General features: G+C 50.9%; 17 protein-coding genes. 12 read left to right on the top strand and 5 right to left on the bottom strand.

The annotated features are described in order from the left end of the window. Window position 1: 1 nt before the first annotated feature. The 6 genes from GN208_RS03685 (at window position 2) to GN208_RS03660 (ending at window position 4,454) form a co-directional block, all read left to right on the top strand. The gene (locus GN208_RS03685; RefSeq protein ID WP_015422994.1) at window positions 2-1,735 is read left to right on the top strand and encodes a hydrogenase large subunit; all 1,734 of its coding nucleotides are present in this window, start codon (window positions 2-4) and stop codon (window positions 1,733-1,735) included. Window positions 1,736-1,750: 15 nt separating this feature from the next. After that, entirely contained in the window at window positions 1,751-2,302 is a 552-nt protein-coding gene (gene hyfH, locus GN208_RS03680; protein WP_004235005.1) for a hydrogenase 4 subunit H, read from the top strand. Beyond that, the gene (locus GN208_RS03675) at window positions 2,299-3,081 is read left to right on the top strand and encodes an NADH-quinone oxidoreductase subunit B family protein (RefSeq protein WP_015422993.1); all 783 of its coding nucleotides are present in this window, start codon (window positions 2,299-2,301) and stop codon (window positions 3,079-3,081) included. Before hyfH ends, GN208_RS03675 begins: the two co-directional genes overlap by 4 nt. After that, entirely contained in the window at window positions 3,074-3,508 is a 435-nt protein-coding gene (locus GN208_RS03670; protein WP_004235007.1) for a formate hydrogenlyase maturation HycH family protein, read from the top strand. Before GN208_RS03675 ends, GN208_RS03670 begins: the two co-directional genes overlap by 8 nt. Next, window positions 3,505-3,996 carry a hydrogenase maturation peptidase HycI gene (gene hycI, locus GN208_RS03665; RefSeq protein ID WP_004235008.1) on the top strand — a complete coding sequence of 164 codons (492 nt, stop codon included), beginning with the start codon at window positions 3,505-3,507 and terminating at the stop codon, window positions 3,994-3,996. Before GN208_RS03670 ends, hycI begins: the two co-directional genes overlap by 4 nt. A gap of 143 nt (window positions 3,997-4,139) precedes the next feature. Continuing rightward, complete coding sequence (locus tag GN208_RS03660) at window positions 4,140-4,454, top strand: hypothetical protein (protein ID WP_004235010.1); 315 nt, start codon at window positions 4,140-4,142, stop codon at window positions 4,452-4,454. Between the two features lie 55 nt (window positions 4,455-4,509). Here the strand turns inward: GN208_RS03660 and GN208_RS03655 are convergent, their stop codons facing one another. The 3 genes from GN208_RS03655 to GN208_RS03645 form a co-directional block, all read right to left on the bottom strand. After that, on the bottom strand, window positions 4,510-4,707 hold the full coding sequence (locus GN208_RS03655; protein WP_004235011.1) for a YbdD/YjiX family protein: 198 nt from the start codon (window positions 4,705-4,707) through the stop codon (window positions 4,510-4,512). Window positions 4,708-4,784: 77 nt separating this feature from the next. Then, window positions 4,785-6,887 (bottom strand): pyruvate/proton symporter CstA, encoded by a 2,103-nt coding sequence (gene cstA / locus GN208_RS03650; RefSeq protein ID WP_004235012.1) that lies wholly within the window; start codon window positions 6,885-6,887, stop codon window positions 4,785-4,787. A gap of 707 nt (window positions 6,888-7,594) precedes the next feature. Then, a complete protein-coding gene (locus GN208_RS03645; RefSeq protein ID WP_004235014.1) occupies window positions 7,595-8,182 on the bottom strand; it encodes a hypothetical protein in 588 nt (195 codons plus the stop codon). 206 nt (window positions 8,183-8,388) lie between these two features. Here GN208_RS03645 and GN208_RS03640 point away from each other — a divergent pair, with 206 nt between their 5' ends. Both GN208_RS03640 and GN208_RS03635 read left to right on the top strand, forming a co-directional pair. Next, complete coding sequence (locus GN208_RS03640) at window positions 8,389-8,784, top strand: type III secretion system chaperone (protein ID WP_004235015.1); 396 nt, start codon at window positions 8,389-8,391, stop codon at window positions 8,782-8,784. Window positions 8,785-8,801: 17 nt separating this feature from the next. Further along, window positions 8,802-9,404 (top strand): hypothetical protein, encoded by a 603-nt coding sequence (locus tag GN208_RS03635; protein ID WP_070579689.1) that lies wholly within the window; start codon window positions 8,802-8,804, stop codon window positions 9,402-9,404. Between the two features lie 280 nt (window positions 9,405-9,684). Here the strand turns inward: GN208_RS03635 and GN208_RS03630 are convergent, their stop codons facing one another. Next, on the bottom strand, window positions 9,685-10,596 hold the full coding sequence (locus GN208_RS03630; protein ID WP_004236215.1) for an O-acetylserine/cysteine exporter: 912 nt from the start codon (window positions 10,594-10,596) through the stop codon (window positions 9,685-9,687). 495 nt (window positions 10,597-11,091) lie between these two features. Here GN208_RS03630 and fdhF point away from each other — a divergent pair, with 495 nt between their 5' ends. Next, window positions 11,092-13,245: a formate dehydrogenase subunit alpha gene (fdhF, locus tag GN208_RS03625; RefSeq protein WP_079549326.1), complete on the top strand. Its 2,154-nt coding sequence runs from the start codon at window positions 11,092-11,094 to the stop codon at window positions 13,243-13,245. A 232-nt stretch (window positions 13,246-13,477) separates the two neighbouring features. Here fdhF and GN208_RS03620 read toward each other — a convergent pair whose 3' ends face one another. Further along, window positions 13,478-15,085 carry a sigma 54-interacting transcriptional regulator gene (locus GN208_RS03620; RefSeq protein ID WP_004240587.1) on the bottom strand — a complete coding sequence of 536 codons (1,608 nt, stop codon included), beginning with the start codon at window positions 15,083-15,085 and terminating at the stop codon, window positions 13,478-13,480. Window positions 15,086-15,525: 440 nt separating this feature from the next. Here GN208_RS03620 and hydN point away from each other — a divergent pair, with 440 nt between their 5' ends. Genes hydN through hybG form a run of 3 tightly spaced genes read left to right on the top strand, consistent with a single transcriptional unit; the run spans window position 15,526 to window position 16,735 of the window. Continuing rightward, window positions 15,526-16,074, top strand: coding sequence for an electron transport protein HydN (gene hydN / locus GN208_RS03615; RefSeq protein ID WP_015422989.1), 549 nt, complete (start codon window positions 15,526-15,528; stop codon window positions 16,072-16,074). A gap of 10 nt (window positions 16,075-16,084) precedes the next feature. After that, complete coding sequence (hypA, locus tag GN208_RS03610) at window positions 16,085-16,426, top strand: hydrogenase maturation nickel metallochaperone HypA (protein ID WP_004236221.1); 342 nt, start codon at window positions 16,085-16,087, stop codon at window positions 16,424-16,426. A gap of 36 nt (window positions 16,427-16,462) precedes the next feature. Further along, a complete protein-coding gene (gene hybG, locus GN208_RS03605; RefSeq protein WP_004236222.1) occupies window positions 16,463-16,735 on the top strand; it encodes a hydrogenase maturation factor HybG in 273 nt (90 codons plus the stop codon). The last annotated feature ends 226 nt before the right edge of the window (window positions 16,736-16,961 follow it).

Raw genomic sequence — 16,961 nt, 5'->3', positions numbered from 1 at the left:
CGTGAGCTATCAGAATTACACAGATACCCTTCAGGGCGTTCGTAAAGGCGCGGGCTATCTGGCACAGGTCCGCGAGAAATTTCCCCATGCGGTGCTGGAAGAAGAGTGGCAGACTGCCAACCAGCTGACCATCACCATCAAAACAGAAATGCTGCCGGAAGTGGTGGAGTTTCTGTACTACGGCTGTGGCGGCTGGCTGCCGGTGCTGTGGGGTAACGATGAGCGTCCGCTTAACGGGCAGTTCGCGGTTTACTATGCACTCTCTATGGAAGAGGGTGAAAAATGCTGGGTGACCGTGAAGGCGTATGTCAGCCCGATCACCCAGGAATTCCCGTCTGTCACACCGCGCGTGCCTGCTGCGGTGTGGGGCGAGCGTGAAATCCGCGATATGTACGGGCTGCGTCCGGTGGGTCTGCCGGATGAGCGCCGTCTGGTGCTGCCGGATGACTGGCCGGATGATCTCTATCCGCTGCGCAAAGACACCATGGATTACCGTCAGCGCCCGGCACCGACCACCGATACCGAAACTTACGAGTTTATCAACGACAGCAAAAAAGATGCGCGCGTTGTGCCAATCGGCCCGCTGCACATCACGTCTGATGAACCGGGTCACTTCCGTCTGTTTGTTGACGGGGAGCGGATTGTCGATGCGGACTACCGTATGTTCTACGTCCACCGCGGTATGGAAAAACTGGCGGAAACCCGTATGGGGTATAACGAAGTCACTTTCCTGTCTGACCGTGTGTGCGGCATCTGCGGCTTTACCCACAGCGTGGCGTACACCACATCCGTGGAAAACGCGCTGGGGATTTATGTGCCGCAGCGTGCGCACACTATCCGCAGCGTGCTGCTGGAAGTGGAGCGTCTGCACAGTCACCTGCTGAACATCGGTCTTGCCAGCCACTTCACCGGCTTTGATACCGGCTTTATGCAATTCTTCCGTGTGCGTGAAAAATCCATGACCATGGCTGAGCTGCTGACCGGTGCCCGTAAAACTTACGGTACCAACCTGATCGGCGGTGTGCGCCGTGACTTCCTCAAAGAGCAGCGGGTGAAAACCATTCAGCTGGTCCGCGAGATGCGTGCGGATGTCACTCAGCTGGTGGATATGCTGCTGAGCACGCCGAACATGGAACAGCGTACCGTCGGTGTCGGCCGTCTGGATCCGCAGGTTGCCCGTGATTACAGCCCGGTCGGGCCGATGATCCGCGCCAGCGGCTTCGCCCGTGACGTGCGTTTCGACCACCCGTTTGCCGATTACGGTAACCTGCCGAAAACCCTGTTTACCATGGACGGCTGTGATGTTTACTCCCGTGTGATGGTGCGTGTCAAAGAAGTGCTGGATTCACTGTCCATGATCGAATACGCGCTGGATAACATGCCGGAAGGGCCGATTCTGACCGAAGGCTTTACCTATCAGCCGCACAAATTTGCGCTGGGTTACACCGAAGCACCGCGCGGGGAAGATATCCACTGGAGCATGCTGGGTGATAACCAGAAACTGTTCCGCTGGCGCTGCCGCGCGGCCACTTACGCTAACTGGCCGGTGCTGCGCTACATGCTGCAGGGCAATACCGTTTCCGATGCGCCGCTGATTATCGGCAGCCTTGACCCTTGCTACTCCTGTACTGACCGTGTGACGCTGGTGGATGTGAAAAAACGCAAAGCGAAAACTGTGGCGTACAAAGAGATCGAGCAGTACAGCATCGATCGCAAACATTCACCGCTGAAATAAGCCGGAGGGAATACCATGTTCAAACTGTTTAAAACCCTCCGCAATGCGGGGACAGCAACAATCAAATACCCGTTCAAACCACTGGAAGTGGCGCACGGGTTCCGTGGTAAGCCGGAATATGTGCCGGAACAGTGCATCGCCTGCGGTGCCTGTATTTCTGCCTGTCCGGCAAACGCCCTGACGATGGAAACTGACCTGGAAAGCGGTGAGCGCCGCTGGCAGTTATTCCTCGGCCGCTGCATTTATTGTGCACGCTGCGAGGAAGTCTGCCCGACCAGAGCTATCCATCTGACCGAGGAGTTTGAAACGGCGGTGATGAACAAGGCGGATCTCTATATGAAAGGGACATTCCGCTTACAGCACTGCCGCCAGTGCGGGGAAGCCTTCGCACCGAAAAAATCCGTGGAATATGCTATGGCGCTGATGGTGGCGTCAGGTGTTGAAGAGAGCGGAATTGAAGCATTGCGGCCGATGTATGAAACCTGTCCGTCCTGTAAGCAGAAAAATAACCTGCTGAACAATGACCGTCAGAACTTCCGTCTGCATATTGAGGGAGAAAAATCATGAGTTTGCCTGAAATCCCGGTGAACCATCATGTCAGCGAACCGCTGAAGATGGATGAGCAGGTGGCGAAACTGAAAAGCACGCTGCTGAAAGATATCAAACGTTCAGCGTATGTTTACCGTGTGGACTGCGGTGGTTGTAACGGCTGTGAGATTGAGATTTTCTCCGCGATTACCCCGGTCTTTGATGCCGAACGTTTCGGGATCAAAGTGGTGGCCTCGCCGCGTCATGCGGATATTCTGCTGTTTACCGGCGCGGTGACCCGCGCTATGCGGATGCCGGCACTGCGGGCGTATGAATCCGCACCGGATCCGAAAATCTGTATCTCTTACGGTGCCTGCGGCTGCGGCGGCGGTATCTTCCATGACCTGTACTGTGTCTGGGGCGGCAGCGAGCACATCGTGCCGATTGATGTCTGGATCCCGGGCTGCCCGCCGACACCGGCTGCAACCATCTACGGTTTTGCGGTGGCTCTGGGTCTGCTGAACCAGAAACTGAAAGGTCAGGATCATGTCGAGGAAGACAATGAGCGCGTTCAGCTGCTGCTGCCTTCCATTCCGCTGGCAACCCGCGTGATGATTGAGCGTGAGGCACGCCGCCAGGCCGGGTATTATCAGGGGCGCGAAATCAGCGACCGCTTCCTGACACTGCTGGAAAATGCCACACCGGAGCAGGTGAAAGGCACAATGCAGACCTGGATGGATGAAGAGCAGGATCCGCGTCTGCGCGAAATTGTGAACCGTCTGGTGACCGTATTACAACAAGGAGGCATTCATGCCTGAACAGACACCCGATCATGCAGGTACTGACGGAAAAGTGATCTTCTGGTCGCTGAGACAGAAATTTGTCGACAGTGATACTGATGTTCCGGAAGAAGCTCAGCAGGTGATGTACTACTCGCTGGCAATCGGCCACCACGTTGGCATGATCGATTGTCTGAATACGGAGCTCATCTGCCCGCTCAGCGGTTATCAGTCCTGGGTGAATGCGCTTCCCGAAGGGGAGGCGCGCCGCAAATTGCAGGGGCTTATCACCTTCGGTGAAATCAATATCGACTCCACGCATACCAACATGCTGGCACTGGCACTGGATCCGCTGACGAAGGATAAAAATCCGGACTTCCGCGAATGGAGTGCCACGCTTATCCGCCTGCTGGGGGAAATTGAGCGTGAACCGGCAATTTACCTGATAGTGAAGCGCCGCCCATGAGTGAAACCACTGCAAAAAATGTGATGCTGGCGGTCGGTAACAGCATGATGGGGGATGATGCGGCGGGACCGATGCTGTCTGATCTGATGGAAGCGAACCCGGTTGACGGCTGGATTGCCGTTAACGGCGGCAGTGCACCGGAGAATGTGGCGCACCAGGTGCGGGCACTGAAACCGGAACGTCTGCTGATTGTGGATGCGGCGGATATCGGCCTGAATCCCGGAGAGATCCGCATTATTGACCCGGATGATATCGCTGACATGTTTATCATGAGCACGCATAATCTGCCGCTCAACTTTCTTATCGATCAGCTGAAAGAAGATATCCCGGAGGTGATTTTCCTGGGTATTCAGCCGGATCTGGTCGGGTTTTATATGCCGGTCAATGAGAAAGTCACCCGTGCTGTACAGCAGGTTTATGACGCGCTGCCGGGTTGGGAAGGGCTGGGCGGATTTACGTTATTTGAAGGTGAGGAAGAGGACGAGTGAGTCAGTTTCTCTGATTATCACAGGAACCGCCGCAGAAATCCGGCGGTTTTTTTATGGATATGCGGATTTAAGGCCGGTATTTGATATCCGGCCGGTGCATTTTTTCTTATGGTCTGAGTTTTCTTTCTGAGAGTAAAAATACCATGAAAAAAATCGCTGTTATTATCCCGTTTGTCTTACTGCTGTCTGCCTGTGCCACCAAACAATACCCGCAGGCCGCAGCGGTATCCGGTGAGGAATCTGCCTTAATGAACTGTCATGATATTAAAACGGAAATTGCCAAAACCCGCAGCATTCAGCAGGAAATTGAAAAAACCGGGCAGTTTGACGGCAAAACGGTGCTGGGATTTCTGGGAGATTTCGGTATCGGTAACGGGATTGCCAAAGATGATGCCAGGGCAAAAGCCACTGTCCGCCTGAGTCAGCTGACGGCGTTACAGGAAAAAAACTGCCGCTGAAATAAAAAAATACCGCAATCAGTGCGGTATTTTTACATGATTGCCGTTGTGCGGCTCAGCAGCATTTCGGGCCGCCTTTGCTGCCGTAACGGGCATCCTGACGATCGCGGAAAAACTCTTCATAGGTCATCGGTGTCTGATCAGGATGGGTGTTTTTCATGTGTTGTACATAGTTATCGTAATCCGGCACACCAATCATCATTTTGGCGGTCTGACCGAGATAACGTCCTGCTTTTGCGAGAGTATCAAACATAATTATGACCCTGAACCTGTTGCGTACGGAGGAGCGGCAGTTGCCTGCCGCTCCTTATTTCACCAGTATATCAGATTTTAGTGAGCGGATTTGCTGTTTGCCACTAAATCAAGATAATTTTCCGGCATTGGCTCGTACGGTGTTTCGTTGTCCGTCGGTTTGTCGGATTTCAGAGCTTTCAGCGCGGTCTTCAGTGAGAAGACAGCCAGCACCACCACAACAACCATAAAGAACAGTGTCAGACCGGCATCGAGACGGTTGTTAAACACCAGCTGTGACAGCTGCGACGCGCTGTACTGCGACGGGATGTTACCGCTGTCAATCATTGCCTGGAATTTATTCGCTACCGCCAGGAAACCGACACGGGCATCTTCGCTGAACACTTTTTCCCAGCCTGCGGTCATGGTACAGATTAACAGCCATGCCATCGGCACCAGGGCCACCCAGGCGTAAGCCTGGCGTTTCATCTTGAACAGCACCACTGCGCACAGCATCAGTGCCATACCGGCCAGCATCTGGTTGGCGATACCGAACAGCGGCCACAGGGTGTTAATACCACCGAGCGGATCCACCACGCCCTGATGCAGGAAGTAACCCCACGCCAGCACACACAGCGCGGTGGCGATCAGGTTGGCAGGCAGGGAATCGGTCCGTTTCAATGCCGGGGAAATCACACCCAGTAAATCCTGTAACATAAAGCGGGCGGAGCGCGTACCGGCATCCACGGCCGTCAGGATAAACAGGGCTTCAAACAGGATGGCGAAGTGATACCAGAAGGAGACATCCATCAGGCCGCCGAGCGCCCCGTGCAGAATATAGGCCATACCGACGGCGAGTGTCGGCGCGCCCCCCGCGCGGGAGATAATGCTCTGTTCGCCCACTTCATTGGCGATATTGGTTAAGGTTTCCGGGGTTATCTGGAAGCCCCAGCTGCTGACCACACTGGCGGCAGACGCGACCACATCAGTGGTACCGGCCGGTGCCAGCATTGCCATCGGGCTGTTCATGGCGAAGTACACACCCGGGTCGATCACACAGGCGGCAACCAGTGCCATAATCGCCACGAAGGATTCCATCAGCATGCCGCCGTAACCGATAAAGCAGGCCTGGTTTTCGTTAGCCAGCATTTTCGGCGTGGTGCCGGAAGCAATCAGGGCGTGGAAGCCGGAGACCGCACCACAGGCAATAGTAATAAACAGGAACGGGAACAGATCCCCCGCCCAGACCGGGCCGGTGCCGTCGACAAATTTAGTCAGTGCCGGCATTTCCAGCATCGGGCGCATAATCAGGATACCGATCGCCAGACCGACGATTGTCCCGATTTTCAGGAACGTAGACAGATAATCACGCGGTGCCAGCAGTAACCAGACCGGCAGAACCGCCGCGACAAAGCCGTAACCGACCAGCATCCAGGTCAGCTGCACGCCGTCATAATCAAAATACGGTGCCCAGGTCGGGCTTTCGGCTACCCAGCCGCCGGAGATAATGGCGAACACCAGGAAAATCAGACCGATAACAGAGACCTCCCCGACACGTCCCGGGCGGATGTAGCGTGTGTAAATCCCCATAAAGAAGGCGAGCGGGATGGTAAAGGCAACGGTGTAGGTTCCCCACGGGCTGTGGGTCAGGGCTTTCACCACGATCATGGCGAGAACGGCGAGGATAATCACCATAATCATAAAACAGGCGATCAGCGCGATAACACCGGCGACATTCCCCATCTCCTCTTTGACCAGTTCCCCGAGGGAGCGGCCGTTGCGGCGGGTGGAAACAAACAGCACCATAAAGTCCTGTACTGCCCCGGCTAACACCACACCGGCGAGCAGCCAGAGCATGCCCGGCAGATAACCCATCTGTGCCGCAAGTACCGGGCCGACCAGCGGGCCTGCACCGGCGATAGCGGCAAAGTGGTGGCCGAACAGCACTTTTTTGTCTGTCGGTACATAATCAAGCCCGTCATTATTTTTAAAGGCGGGGGTCATGCGGGTTGCATCGACTTTCAGCACTTTTTCAGCGATATACAGTCCGTAATAGCGGTATGCCACCAGATAAATACAGACGGCGGCAACGACTATCCAGAGCGCGTTGATCTGTTCGCCTCTGTTCAGTGCGATATACCCGAGGGCAAAGGCACCGACAATTGCGAGCAGCACGCCGGCAAGTTGTTTGAACGCTTTCATAGATTTCACCTGTCCGAATGAGTAAAGAGGAGTAGTTTCAGTTTGTTATTATCCAATTGTACGGGAGAGGAATAACACTTATTTGACTTAGTTCCCAGCAGTAACCTGCGGATAAGATGGATTTATTTCATTATTGTTAGGTTAATCACTGTTAGCGGAATGTAGCGTGATTGTGGTTTCAGGGAGATGATAAGTGTGCGGAGTAAACCCTGATATTCAGAGGGGATATTGGCTGAATAGCCCCTCTGAACCGGGCCGGTATTAAACGTGTTTTACTGCGTTGATCATGACATTCGCTTCAGGATGTCCATGACATGGGTAATATCCTGTTCCGGATAGGATGTTGTCACCCTCGTGCTGAAATCAAATGAACGGTGAACGATATCGTCGATATCTACTGAGCCGGAAGATTTTGCAGGAGATGTGTGTTTTTTCTCTTCAGCGATACGGAGTACCTGTGCTCTTGTCTCTTCTCTGATGGCACTGAAATCCAGAGGCATTTCGGTGTATTTATCACATAACAGTGTATTATAAATATTCTCAGTCAGTGCGTAGTATATATCTGACCGGATTTTCCCCGTCATCATTGTTGTGAGTTTATCATGACTGTTAAGTATGTCAGTTTTATATGCGGAGTATTGTTCAATTAATTTTTTTGTTTCATCATTACTTAACGTTTTTTTTATATGGTTGGCCAGTTCTTTTTTTTAATTATCTGACATTTCAGGCATTTTTTTAGTAAAGTCGTGACTTAACTGTTTTTTTATCCCCGGCTCATTAATTTCGTTAGTCAGGATATTATTAAGCTTAAGAACGGACGGAGTGGAGCAGTTAATCCCGGGTTTTTCCAGCTCTTTGTTTCCGAGATGTTTTTCTTTAACAATATCAATTATTTTGTCCAGTTCTTCTGGTGTTGTCACAAGCTTTTTCTCTGCATACATCAGGTCAACTTCCCGTTTGATAATATTTACCGGTATGATACTTTTTTCCTGGGTAAGCCATTTTTTCACACCATCATTAATTTCTTTTTGTCTGTTTTCTGATTTTTCGTGGTTATTTCCGGCGCCGGGAATTGAGAGTTCTGATTTATAAACAAAGGATAATATCTGCCTGCTCAGAGTTGTGGTGTCGACATCAATATTGACGTAGTTTCCTGTAAGTTTGACATTCGTATTTTGCGGTGCGCTTAACCGATCCAGTAGTTTTTTCAGAAAAGGTATTTTTGACATGTCCTTCAGGTTGCTTTCTTCCGGGATTATTCTTTGAGTGCCGGATAGTTTGTTAACTAAATTCATTTTTATGATTTCCTTCCATATGTAAAACCAATGATTTTATTTTTAATTAAAATAATTTCTTTAATAAAAGAAAGATCATGGATTTTTTATAACTCCTGATTATATTCCAATTATGAAATAAATTTTTAATATTAATAATATATGAAAGTAATAGTAATGACGGTTTGTCATGATGAGATCATCATTTCATTAATCAGGAAACAGAGATGCAGGATTTATCCCCGTTTCACCGCACAGCCATGATGCTGCTGCGCCATATCAGGCTTGACGCCCCTCAGCCCGCTGCTGATCAGCATACATTTATGTTAACAATTGACAGCCGGTATTCATTATCGCTGGCCGTCATTGATGAGACTGACTGGTATCTGTCAGCAAATGCCGGGGAATTACCACACATTAACCAAAATAATGAATTACTGCAGAAAGTCCTGAAGCTGAATACGTTAACACAGCTTTCCGGGCAACCGGTGATTTCCCTGAATGAGAAAAATGAGTGGGTGATCTGGAGTCGTCTGTCACTGAATGGTACAGAAGATAGCCATATTATTGAATTATTTGAATATATTTTAAAGTCAGCGGATTACCTGCTGGATCTTCACTAATCACAGAGGGAGTTACTATGGGACCAATACAGGGACATCAGGCGATTCAGACCCTGAACAATGATATTTACGGTTCAGCGGGCAGTAACAGCTCATCATCGTATGTCAGTTCATCCGGGATTAAATCCGTTTTATTAAATGCATGGAATGCCGTTAAATCCGCTGTTTCTGGTATGTTGTCATCATTTGGTCTGCATCTCAGCGGACAGCAGGGCAGTGATAAACCGGACAGAGAAATTGTGATGGATATGTCTTCACGGCCGGCGCAGCCGTTACCGGTTGATATTCAGTTTGATAATGATATTTATGAGAGCAGTGGCGGGAATGTTTATGATTCGGTTTCATCACCGGGACAGGGTTCACTGAGTTCGTCATTATCGGCATTTGAATCAGAGAATCTGTATGAGGAAATCGGTACCGGTCAGATACACACTCTGCCTGAGATTCCGCCGCCGGTAAATCTTTCGACCCATCCGTCATTATCTGCATCGGAGTCAGAGCATCTGTATGAGGAAATCGGTGCTGGTCAGATACACACTCTGCCTGAGACTCCGCCGCCGGTGAATCTTTCAACCCATCCGTCATTATCGCGGTTACCCGGCCCTGATGACGATATTTAGGCAGAGCCGCGTGACAGTCTGAAAACAGTCAATGAGGCGCAATCAGAGGCAATATAGCTGATAAGTACATCGATGGATGATAATTATGCTGTTCCGTAGGATGTTATGAGTGCGGGCAGTACACCGGAGAATGATCCGCGGGGAGACAGTGACTATGATACTCCGTGGAAATTGCAGCCGGATCAGCAATTACAGCCAGGATTCGTGAAAGACTGAACACACTGTAACGTCACAGGTCAGTCTGCCCGTAAAACCCGGGCGGACTGACTGTTTATTCTCTTCAGACCGCTTTTCTGCGGGTCAGCAGTGTCACCAGACGTTTGCCGAATACCGTCAGAATCAGGCCCGCCATAATAAAGCCGAGACCGGCGAACTGCATCATGGTGATGGTTTCCCCCAGCAGCAGCGCACTGCTGGCAATCCCGGCAAACGGCACCAGCAAAGCAAACGGCGTGACACGCCAGGTTTCGTAGCGGCCCAGCAGACGGCTCCATAAGGTATATCCCACAAAGGTGGAGAGATAAGCGAGATACATAATCGCACCCACGGTCAGCAGGCTGATATGGGAAATACTGCTGACAATCGCGTCCGCACCTTCCATCCACAGCGACATCAGGATAAACGGAATAATCGGTACCAGCGCACTCCAGGCCACCAGTGACATCCCGTTACAGTCCGGTGTCTCTTTCATAATGATACGGTTGCAGATATTACCGCAGGCCCAGGAGAAGCCCCCGGCCAGGGTCATCATCAGTGCCATCAGCGGAATGTCGGTCAGACTGCCGCTGTCCCCGCCTTTCGCCAGCACGGTTAAACCGGCCACAGCGACAATAATGCCGATTACCTGGCTGATTTTCAGCGACTCTTTCAGAATCAGGCCACCCAGAACAATGGTGAAAAAGACCTGGGACTGCAATACCACAGAGGCGATCCCGGCCGGCATCCCGGCTTTGACCGCACTGAACAGAAAGGCAAACTGGCCGAAGCAGATGGTCAGGCCGTAAATAACCAGGCGGCTCAGGGCGATTTTCGGGCGCGGAATAAAGAAGACGGCAGGCAGGGCCACAAACAGAAAACGCAGTGCCCCGAGAAACAGCGGCGGAATGCCGGTGACCCCCACTTTGATCACCACGAAGTTCACCCCCCAGATCACGGCGACCAGCAGGGCGATTAAAATATCATTAATTTTCATATCAGGTTTTTATCTCTCTTTTATTATTTTGATAATACGCGGAGCCACGCGCAGTATCAGACAGGAAGCGCCGTGAAAAATTAAGTCATTGTTAGTGTCATTGTAAAACAGCACCGGGGAACCGATATCAACAGTCAGCGGGAAATTATTCGTAAACTGTTATGAAATACGGGAAAAACCGGCGGTGCGGATGATTGATCACCATCATATTGTACTTCTTTAACACAGTTATAATTCATCATGCAATTGTAAAATTGTTCTGAAGGGACGCGCCTGCGTCAGTGTCGTTGTCTGACACCGGGCAGAACCGTTCGACATTTTTGACGATCCCGTCGGTGCCATCGCCTGTCATGGTCATAACAAAAAAATTAAAACAAAATATATTCAGTAAGTTAAAGGGATTTTATTTCAGCTTTAAAATTGGCATAAACCCTGCATGACTGGTGGTGATAAGGCGGTATTTATCCGCTAAGAGAAGATATAGGAGCAATGTTGATGGAAAAAGTCATCACCGTCTGCCCGTATTGCGCCTCAGGCTGTAAAATTAACCTGAAGGTGGAGAACGGGAAGATCATTGGCGCGGAGGGCGCGAATGGTCACACCAATGAAGGAGAGCTCTGCCTGAAAGGGTATTATGGCTGGGACTTCATTCATGACACCAAGATTTTAACCCCCCGCTTAAAGACCCCCATGATCCGCCGTCAGCGTGGTGGCAAACTGGAACCGGTCTCCTGGGAAGAGGCGATTGAGTTTGCCAGTTCCCGCCTGTTGGCTATCAAAGAGAAGTACGGCCCGAAAGCGATTATGACTACCGGTTCATCCCGTGGTCCGGGTAACGAAGCCAACTTCGTGATGCAAAAATTTGTTCGTGCAGCAGTCGGCAGTAACAATATTGACTGCTGCGCACGTGTCTGACACGGCCCTTCGGTTGCAGGTCTGCAGCGTTCGGTCGGTAACGGCGCAATGAGTAACTCAATCGTCGAGATTGAGGATACCAAATGTATTTTTATCTTCGGTTACAATGCCGCAGATTCACATCCTATCGTCGCCCGTCGTATTGTTAAGGCGAAAGAGAAGGGTGCACAAATTATTGTCTGTGACCCGCGCTATATTGAATCAGCGCGTCTTGCTGACATTCATTTGGCACTGAAAAACGGTTCAAACATTGCGCTTATCAATGCGTTAGCGCATGTGATTATTGCGGAAAACCTGCACGATAAAGCCTTCATTGACGGCCATACCGAGCAGTTTGAGGAATACCGCAAGCTGGTTGAGCCGTACACACCGGAGTCCGTGGAAGCGATCACCGGTCTGAAAGCTGAGGATATCCGCAAAACGGCCCGTATGTATGCGAAAGCTGAAAATGCGGTCATTCTGTGGGGTATGGGTGTGACGCAGTTCTATCAGGGTGTGGAAACTGTCCGCGCACTGACCAGTCTGGCGTTACTGACCGGCAACCTGGGTAAACCGCATGTCGGTGTCGGCCCGGTCCGTGGTCAGAACAACGTTCAGGGTGCCTGTGATATGGGCGCACTGCCGAACACACTGCCGGGCTATCAGTATGTGGAAGACAAAGCCGCACTGGAGAAATTTGCCAAATTCTGGGGCATCGAAAAAATGCCTGCCGAAAACGGTATTCCGCTGAGTGAGGTTCCGCACTTTATCGACGAAGGCGTACTGAAGGCGCACTACGTGATGGGTGAGGATCCGCTTCAGACTGAACCGGATCTGGCCACTATCCGCCGCACCTTCGATAAACTGGAGCTGCTGATTGTCCAGGATATCTTTATGACCAAAACCGCGTCGATTGCTGACGTGATTTTCCCTGCCACCTCCTGGGGGGAACATGAAGGTGTGTATACCGCAGCGGATCGCGGGTTCCAGCGCTTCTATAAAGCGGTTGAGCCGGTCGGCGATGTGAAACCGGACTGGGAAATTATCAGTCTGATGTCCACTGCCATGGGTTATCCGATGCATTACAACAACACCAAAGAGATCTGGGATGAGTTACGTGAACTCTGCCCTATCTACTATGGTGCGACCTACGAAAAAATGGCGGACCTGGCTTATATCCAGTGGCCGTGCCGCGATGTGGCGGACAGCGATCAGGGTACAGAATACCTGTACGACGGCGGTATCTTTGATACTCCGAACGGCAAAGGTCAGTTCTATACCTGTGAATGGCGTGCGCCGATCGACCAGGTCAGTGATGACTACCCGATGGTGCTGGCCACCGTCCGTGAAGTGGGGCACTACTCCTGCCGCTCCATGACCGGTAACTGTAAAGCACTGGCGGCACTGGCGGATGAGCCGGGCTATATCCAGATCAATACCGCAGATGCTGCTGCACTGGGGATTAAAGATCAGGAACTGGTCTGGGTGGCATCCCGTCAGGGTAAAGTTATCACCCGCGCGAATGTCAGTGAGCGTCCTAACAAAGGGGCGGTTTACATGACCTATCAGTGGTGGATTGGTGCGTGTAACGAGCTGGTGGCGGAAAACCTCAGCCCGATTACAAAAACACCGGAGTATAAATACTGTGCTGTCCGCGTCGAACCGATTGCGGATCAGAAACAGGCTGAGCATTATGTTGTTCAGGAATATACCGGTATTAAGCGCCGTCTGCGTGAAGCAGCGGAAGGGTGTTAATCAGTTCGTCTTAATATGATAAAAAACCGGCGCTCAGAAATGACCGCCGGTTTTTTTATATTTTCATTTTTTGTTTAATTATGATCTCAGTCGTATTCAGTTTCTGAATTTTGATCACATATTATTGCCTGAGAAATAAATGAACATATTACGACAGATATTCTGTTTCTTTTGCGATATGTTTTTATTTGCGAGATATTCTTATTTCAGTGGCTGCAGTTTAAATATCAGCTTAGTGATTATCTTCTTCGAATATATCCTGTACAGAAATACCTAACCGCTGCATACGGGATAATAATGTTGTCCGTTTCAGTCCCAGACGGGTTGCGGCACCCCGGGCACCGGCAACAACGCCGTTGGTGGCCTTCAGGGCAGCAATAATCCGGTCGCGCTCTTCGTCATCATTCTCCGGTGCAGCTGTCTGCATCCGTTTTTCCAGTGAGCTCGGGGTTTCCAGCGCCGTTTTCAGGCGTGAATGCTTTGGGATATTCAGTTCATGTAACTGAATGTTAAGGGTATTCCCGCGCGTCAGGATCACCGCCCGTTCAATCACATTTTCCAGTTCACGCACGTTGCCGGGCCACGGATAGCGGCTCAGCTGTTCGAGGGCATCACGCGGAATGCAGTCGATATTGCGGTTCATCCGGCGGGCAATCTTCTGTGTGAAGTAGGTCGCCAGCAGCGGAATATCCTCCGGACGTTCGCGCAGCGGCGGGATCCAGATAGGGAACACATTCAGCCGGTAGTAGAGATCTTCGCGGAACTCGCGCTCATCGGTCATGGATTTCAGGTTGCGGTTAGTGGCGGCAATCAGCCGCACATCCACCGGAATCACCTTATTACCGCCAATGCGCTCAATTTCCCGCTCCTGTAACACCCGCAGCAGTTTGGGCTGGAGATCCAGCGGCATATCGCCGATTTCATCGAGGAACAGGGTGCTTTTATCCGCCATTTCAAAGCGGCCGATATGAGTGGTGGTCGCGCCGGTGAAGGCGCCTTTGTCATGGCCGAACAGGTCGCTTTCCAGCAGCCCGGACGGGATGGCCGCGCAGTTCATTTTGATCATGCTGCGGTGATGGCGGTCACTCAGACGGTGGATGGCGCGGGCGATCAGCTCCTTCCCGGTGCCGGTTTCGCCGAGGATAAGCACGGTGCTGTCACTGGCGGCAACCAGATCCACCTGCTCCAGAATGTTGCGCATGGCATCACTCTGGAAAATGATTTCACTGAAACTTTCGTTGTTGTGAATCTGTTCGTTCAGCCACAGGTTTTCATGCTTGAGGCTGTCTTTCAGACGGGTGATCTCTTCATAGGCCGCAGCATTATCCACCGCAATGGCAAACCGGGCGGCTATCTGCTTGAGCAGATTACAGTTATCGTCAGTAAAAATATGATTATTTTCATGAGATAATATCAGAACGCCCAGCGGCTTATGGTTAAATGCCAGCGGCAGCAGCAGGGTTTCTGTCATGCCCTGCGCACAGACATGCTGATACAGCGGATCCTCTGTGGCACTGTCGAGTGTCAGGCGCATCGGCTGGTTACTGTCCAGAACCTGTGCCAGATCAGGATGCAGTTCATCCAGATGATATAATGTCTTTTCTGCGGGTTTGCGGGCCTGGTAATAGCTGGAATAACAAAGATATACAGCAGAACTGTAATTATCACACAATGCAATGCTTATCTGGCTCAGCCCGAAAAACCGGTGGATCTCGCGGGAGACCTCAGCAACCAGGCCGTCCATCTCCAGATGGGAAAGCACTGAGTTGGTGATATCTACCAATATCCGGTACTGGTCACGTTCATGGCGTATGTGTTCGGTCTTGTCAGTGTTGTCCACAACGTCTCCGCTCGTCTTCGTCTTTCACATTCCTGATCCGGACGGATTGCTCTTAAAATTAATTCCCCTCTGCGTAGTTATAGGTATAAATAAGGTGCAGAGAGGTAATAACCATTATTGTAATGACTCTGTAAGAAAAGAATATCGCTGTCTGATTTAAGTTTGATCCAATCCCCTATTTTTCGGCGGGATGAAAACCTAATATATTATGACACATATTGATGATAGAAATTATCGTCAAAAATGTCGAACTGTGTGACGAATATTCTCATTATGACACACAGCGCGGCAGCTTTATTTATTAATACGCTGATTTCACTGAAATTAAAAAAAATGCCAGACTGGCACGATGCATGCTTATTTCCTGATTATTCTAACCAGAGGACGGCTGCACCGGAGTGCCGGAAGTGAAGTCGCCGCGTATCATTCAGGAGAGTATGATGAACCGTTTCATCATTGCAGACCCAAAAAAGTGCATTGGCTGTCACACATGTGAAGTCGCTTGTGTTGTTTCGCATCAAGAGCAGGAAACCGGTATTGAAACAGTGGTGAAAGATGAATTCTTTCCCCGTATTCATGTGATGAAAGGGTACACCATCAGTACGGCGGTTGTCTGCCGTCAGTGTGAAGACGCACCGTGTGCCAATGTCTGCCCGAACGGCGCTATCAGCCGTAAAGATGATTTTGTGTATGTCGATCAGACCAAATGTATCGGCTGCAAAACCTGTGTGATTGCCTGTCCTTACGGCACCATGGAAGTGGTCAGCCGTCCTGTTGCACAACAGACCACTGCGCTGAACACCATTCCGCAGTACCGCGCGGAAGGCCACAAGTGTGATTTATGCCATACCCGTGCGGGCGGACCTGCCTGTGTGGAAGTGTGTCCGACTCATGCATTAATGGTGGTTGACCGTAATAAGATGGATGAGATTGTCAAAGAACGCCGCCGTCGCGCCGCATTTGAAATGCCAGCCGACCTGATGTCCTGAGGACAGACGGATGCATGAGGTGACGTTATGCCAGAATGCGCTTGATATTATCGAGCAGCAGGCAAAGCAGAGCGGGGCGCAGCGCGTCACCGCTGTCTGGCTTGAACTGAGTGCGGTATCCTGTATCGAAGAAGATGCCCTGCATTTCTGCTTTGATATCGTCTGCCGTGATTCACTGGCGGAAGGGGCTGAACTGCATGTCACCACCGTCCCGGCGCAGGCCTGGTGCCGGGAGTGTCAGAAACCGGTCAGTGTGGCCGGATTTAACACCGGATGTCCGCACTGCGGCAGCCATAACCTGCAGGTGGACAGCAGTGATGCCATGCAGGTCAGACAAATCGAAATTCAGTAGTCCGGTAAGGACTTATCAGTCAATCAGGAGCCGGTTATGTGTTTAGGTATTCCCGGGCAAATCGTTGCCGTGGGTGACTCTGTAACAGACAATGCGCAGGTGGAAGTGTGTGGTGTCAGACGGGATGTGAACATCGCACTGGTTTGTGAAGGTGAGCCATCAGAAATGCTGGGGAAATGGGTGCTGGTTCATGTCGGTTTTGCCATGAGCATTATCGACGAACAGGAAGCCCGCGATACGCTGGATGCATTACTGGCTATGGAAAGTGTCGAAGAGGATGTGTCGTATTTTTTACGTGGTAATGCGTAGCGGTATGCTGTCCGGTTATCCTGCTGAAACACCTGTTCTGACAGGTGTTTAATTCCGCTGTTTTCTGCCGTATCCCTCCGTTCTGTTATTCTTCCGCAAGACTGTTTTTTTATTCAGGACATGGCTTTTATGCCGGTCTGATAATGCTGTTACCCATCGGATTCTGAATTATCTTAGAGGGTTGGTGCCAGTATTCAGTACCGTATCTGTGCTTTTATGGTTTCTG

The sequence above is a fragment of the Morganella sp. HSTU-ASny43 genome, assembly GCF_022819185.1.
Lineage (GTDB): Bacteria > Pseudomonadota > Gammaproteobacteria > Enterobacterales > Enterobacteriaceae > Morganella > Morganella morganii.
Note: the sequence above shows the minus strand (reverse complement) of the source record. Positions and strands in the feature narration are given on the sequence as shown.

Coding starts and splice junctions, on each gene's coding strand:
- hyfH (WP_004235005.1), top strand. CDS start 1,751: ATGTTCAAACTGTTTAAAACCCTCCGCAATGCGGGGACAGCAACAATC.
- GN208_RS03675 (WP_015422993.1), top strand. CDS start 2,299: ATGAGTTTGCCTGAAATCCCGGTGAACCATCATGTCAGCGAACCGCTG.
- GN208_RS03670 (WP_004235007.1), top strand. CDS start 3,074: ATGCCTGAACAGACACCCGATCATGCAGGTACTGACGGAAAAGTGATC.
- hycI (WP_004235008.1), top strand. CDS start 3,505: ATGAGTGAAACCACTGCAAAAAATGTGATGCTGGCGGTCGGTAACAGC.
- GN208_RS03660 (WP_004235010.1), top strand. CDS start 4,140: ATGAAAAAAATCGCTGTTATTATCCCGTTTGTCTTACTGCTGTCTGCC.
- GN208_RS03655 (WP_004235011.1), bottom strand. CDS start 4,707: ATGTTTGATACTCTCGCAAAAGCAGGACGTTATCTCGGTCAGACCGCC.
- cstA (WP_004235012.1), bottom strand. CDS start 6,887: ATGAAAGCGTTCAAACAACTTGCCGGCGTGCTGCTCGCAATTGTCGGT.
- GN208_RS03645 (WP_004235014.1), bottom strand. CDS start 8,182: ATGAATTTAGTTAACAAACTATCCGGCACTCAAAGAATAATCCCGGAA.
- GN208_RS03640 (WP_004235015.1), top strand. CDS start 8,389: ATGCAGGATTTATCCCCGTTTCACCGCACAGCCATGATGCTGCTGCGC.
- GN208_RS03635 (WP_070579689.1), top strand. CDS start 8,802: ATGGGACCAATACAGGGACATCAGGCGATTCAGACCCTGAACAATGAT.
- GN208_RS03630 (WP_004236215.1), bottom strand. CDS start 10,596: ATGAAAATTAATGATATTTTAATCGCCCTGCTGGTCGCCGTGATCTGG.
- hydN (WP_015422989.1), top strand. CDS start 15,526: ATGAACCGTTTCATCATTGCAGACCCAAAAAAGTGCATTGGCTGTCAC.
- hypA (WP_004236221.1), top strand. CDS start 16,085: ATGCATGAGGTGACGTTATGCCAGAATGCGCTTGATATTATCGAGCAG.
- hybG (WP_004236222.1), top strand. CDS start 16,463: ATGTGTTTAGGTATTCCCGGGCAAATCGTTGCCGTGGGTGACTCTGTA.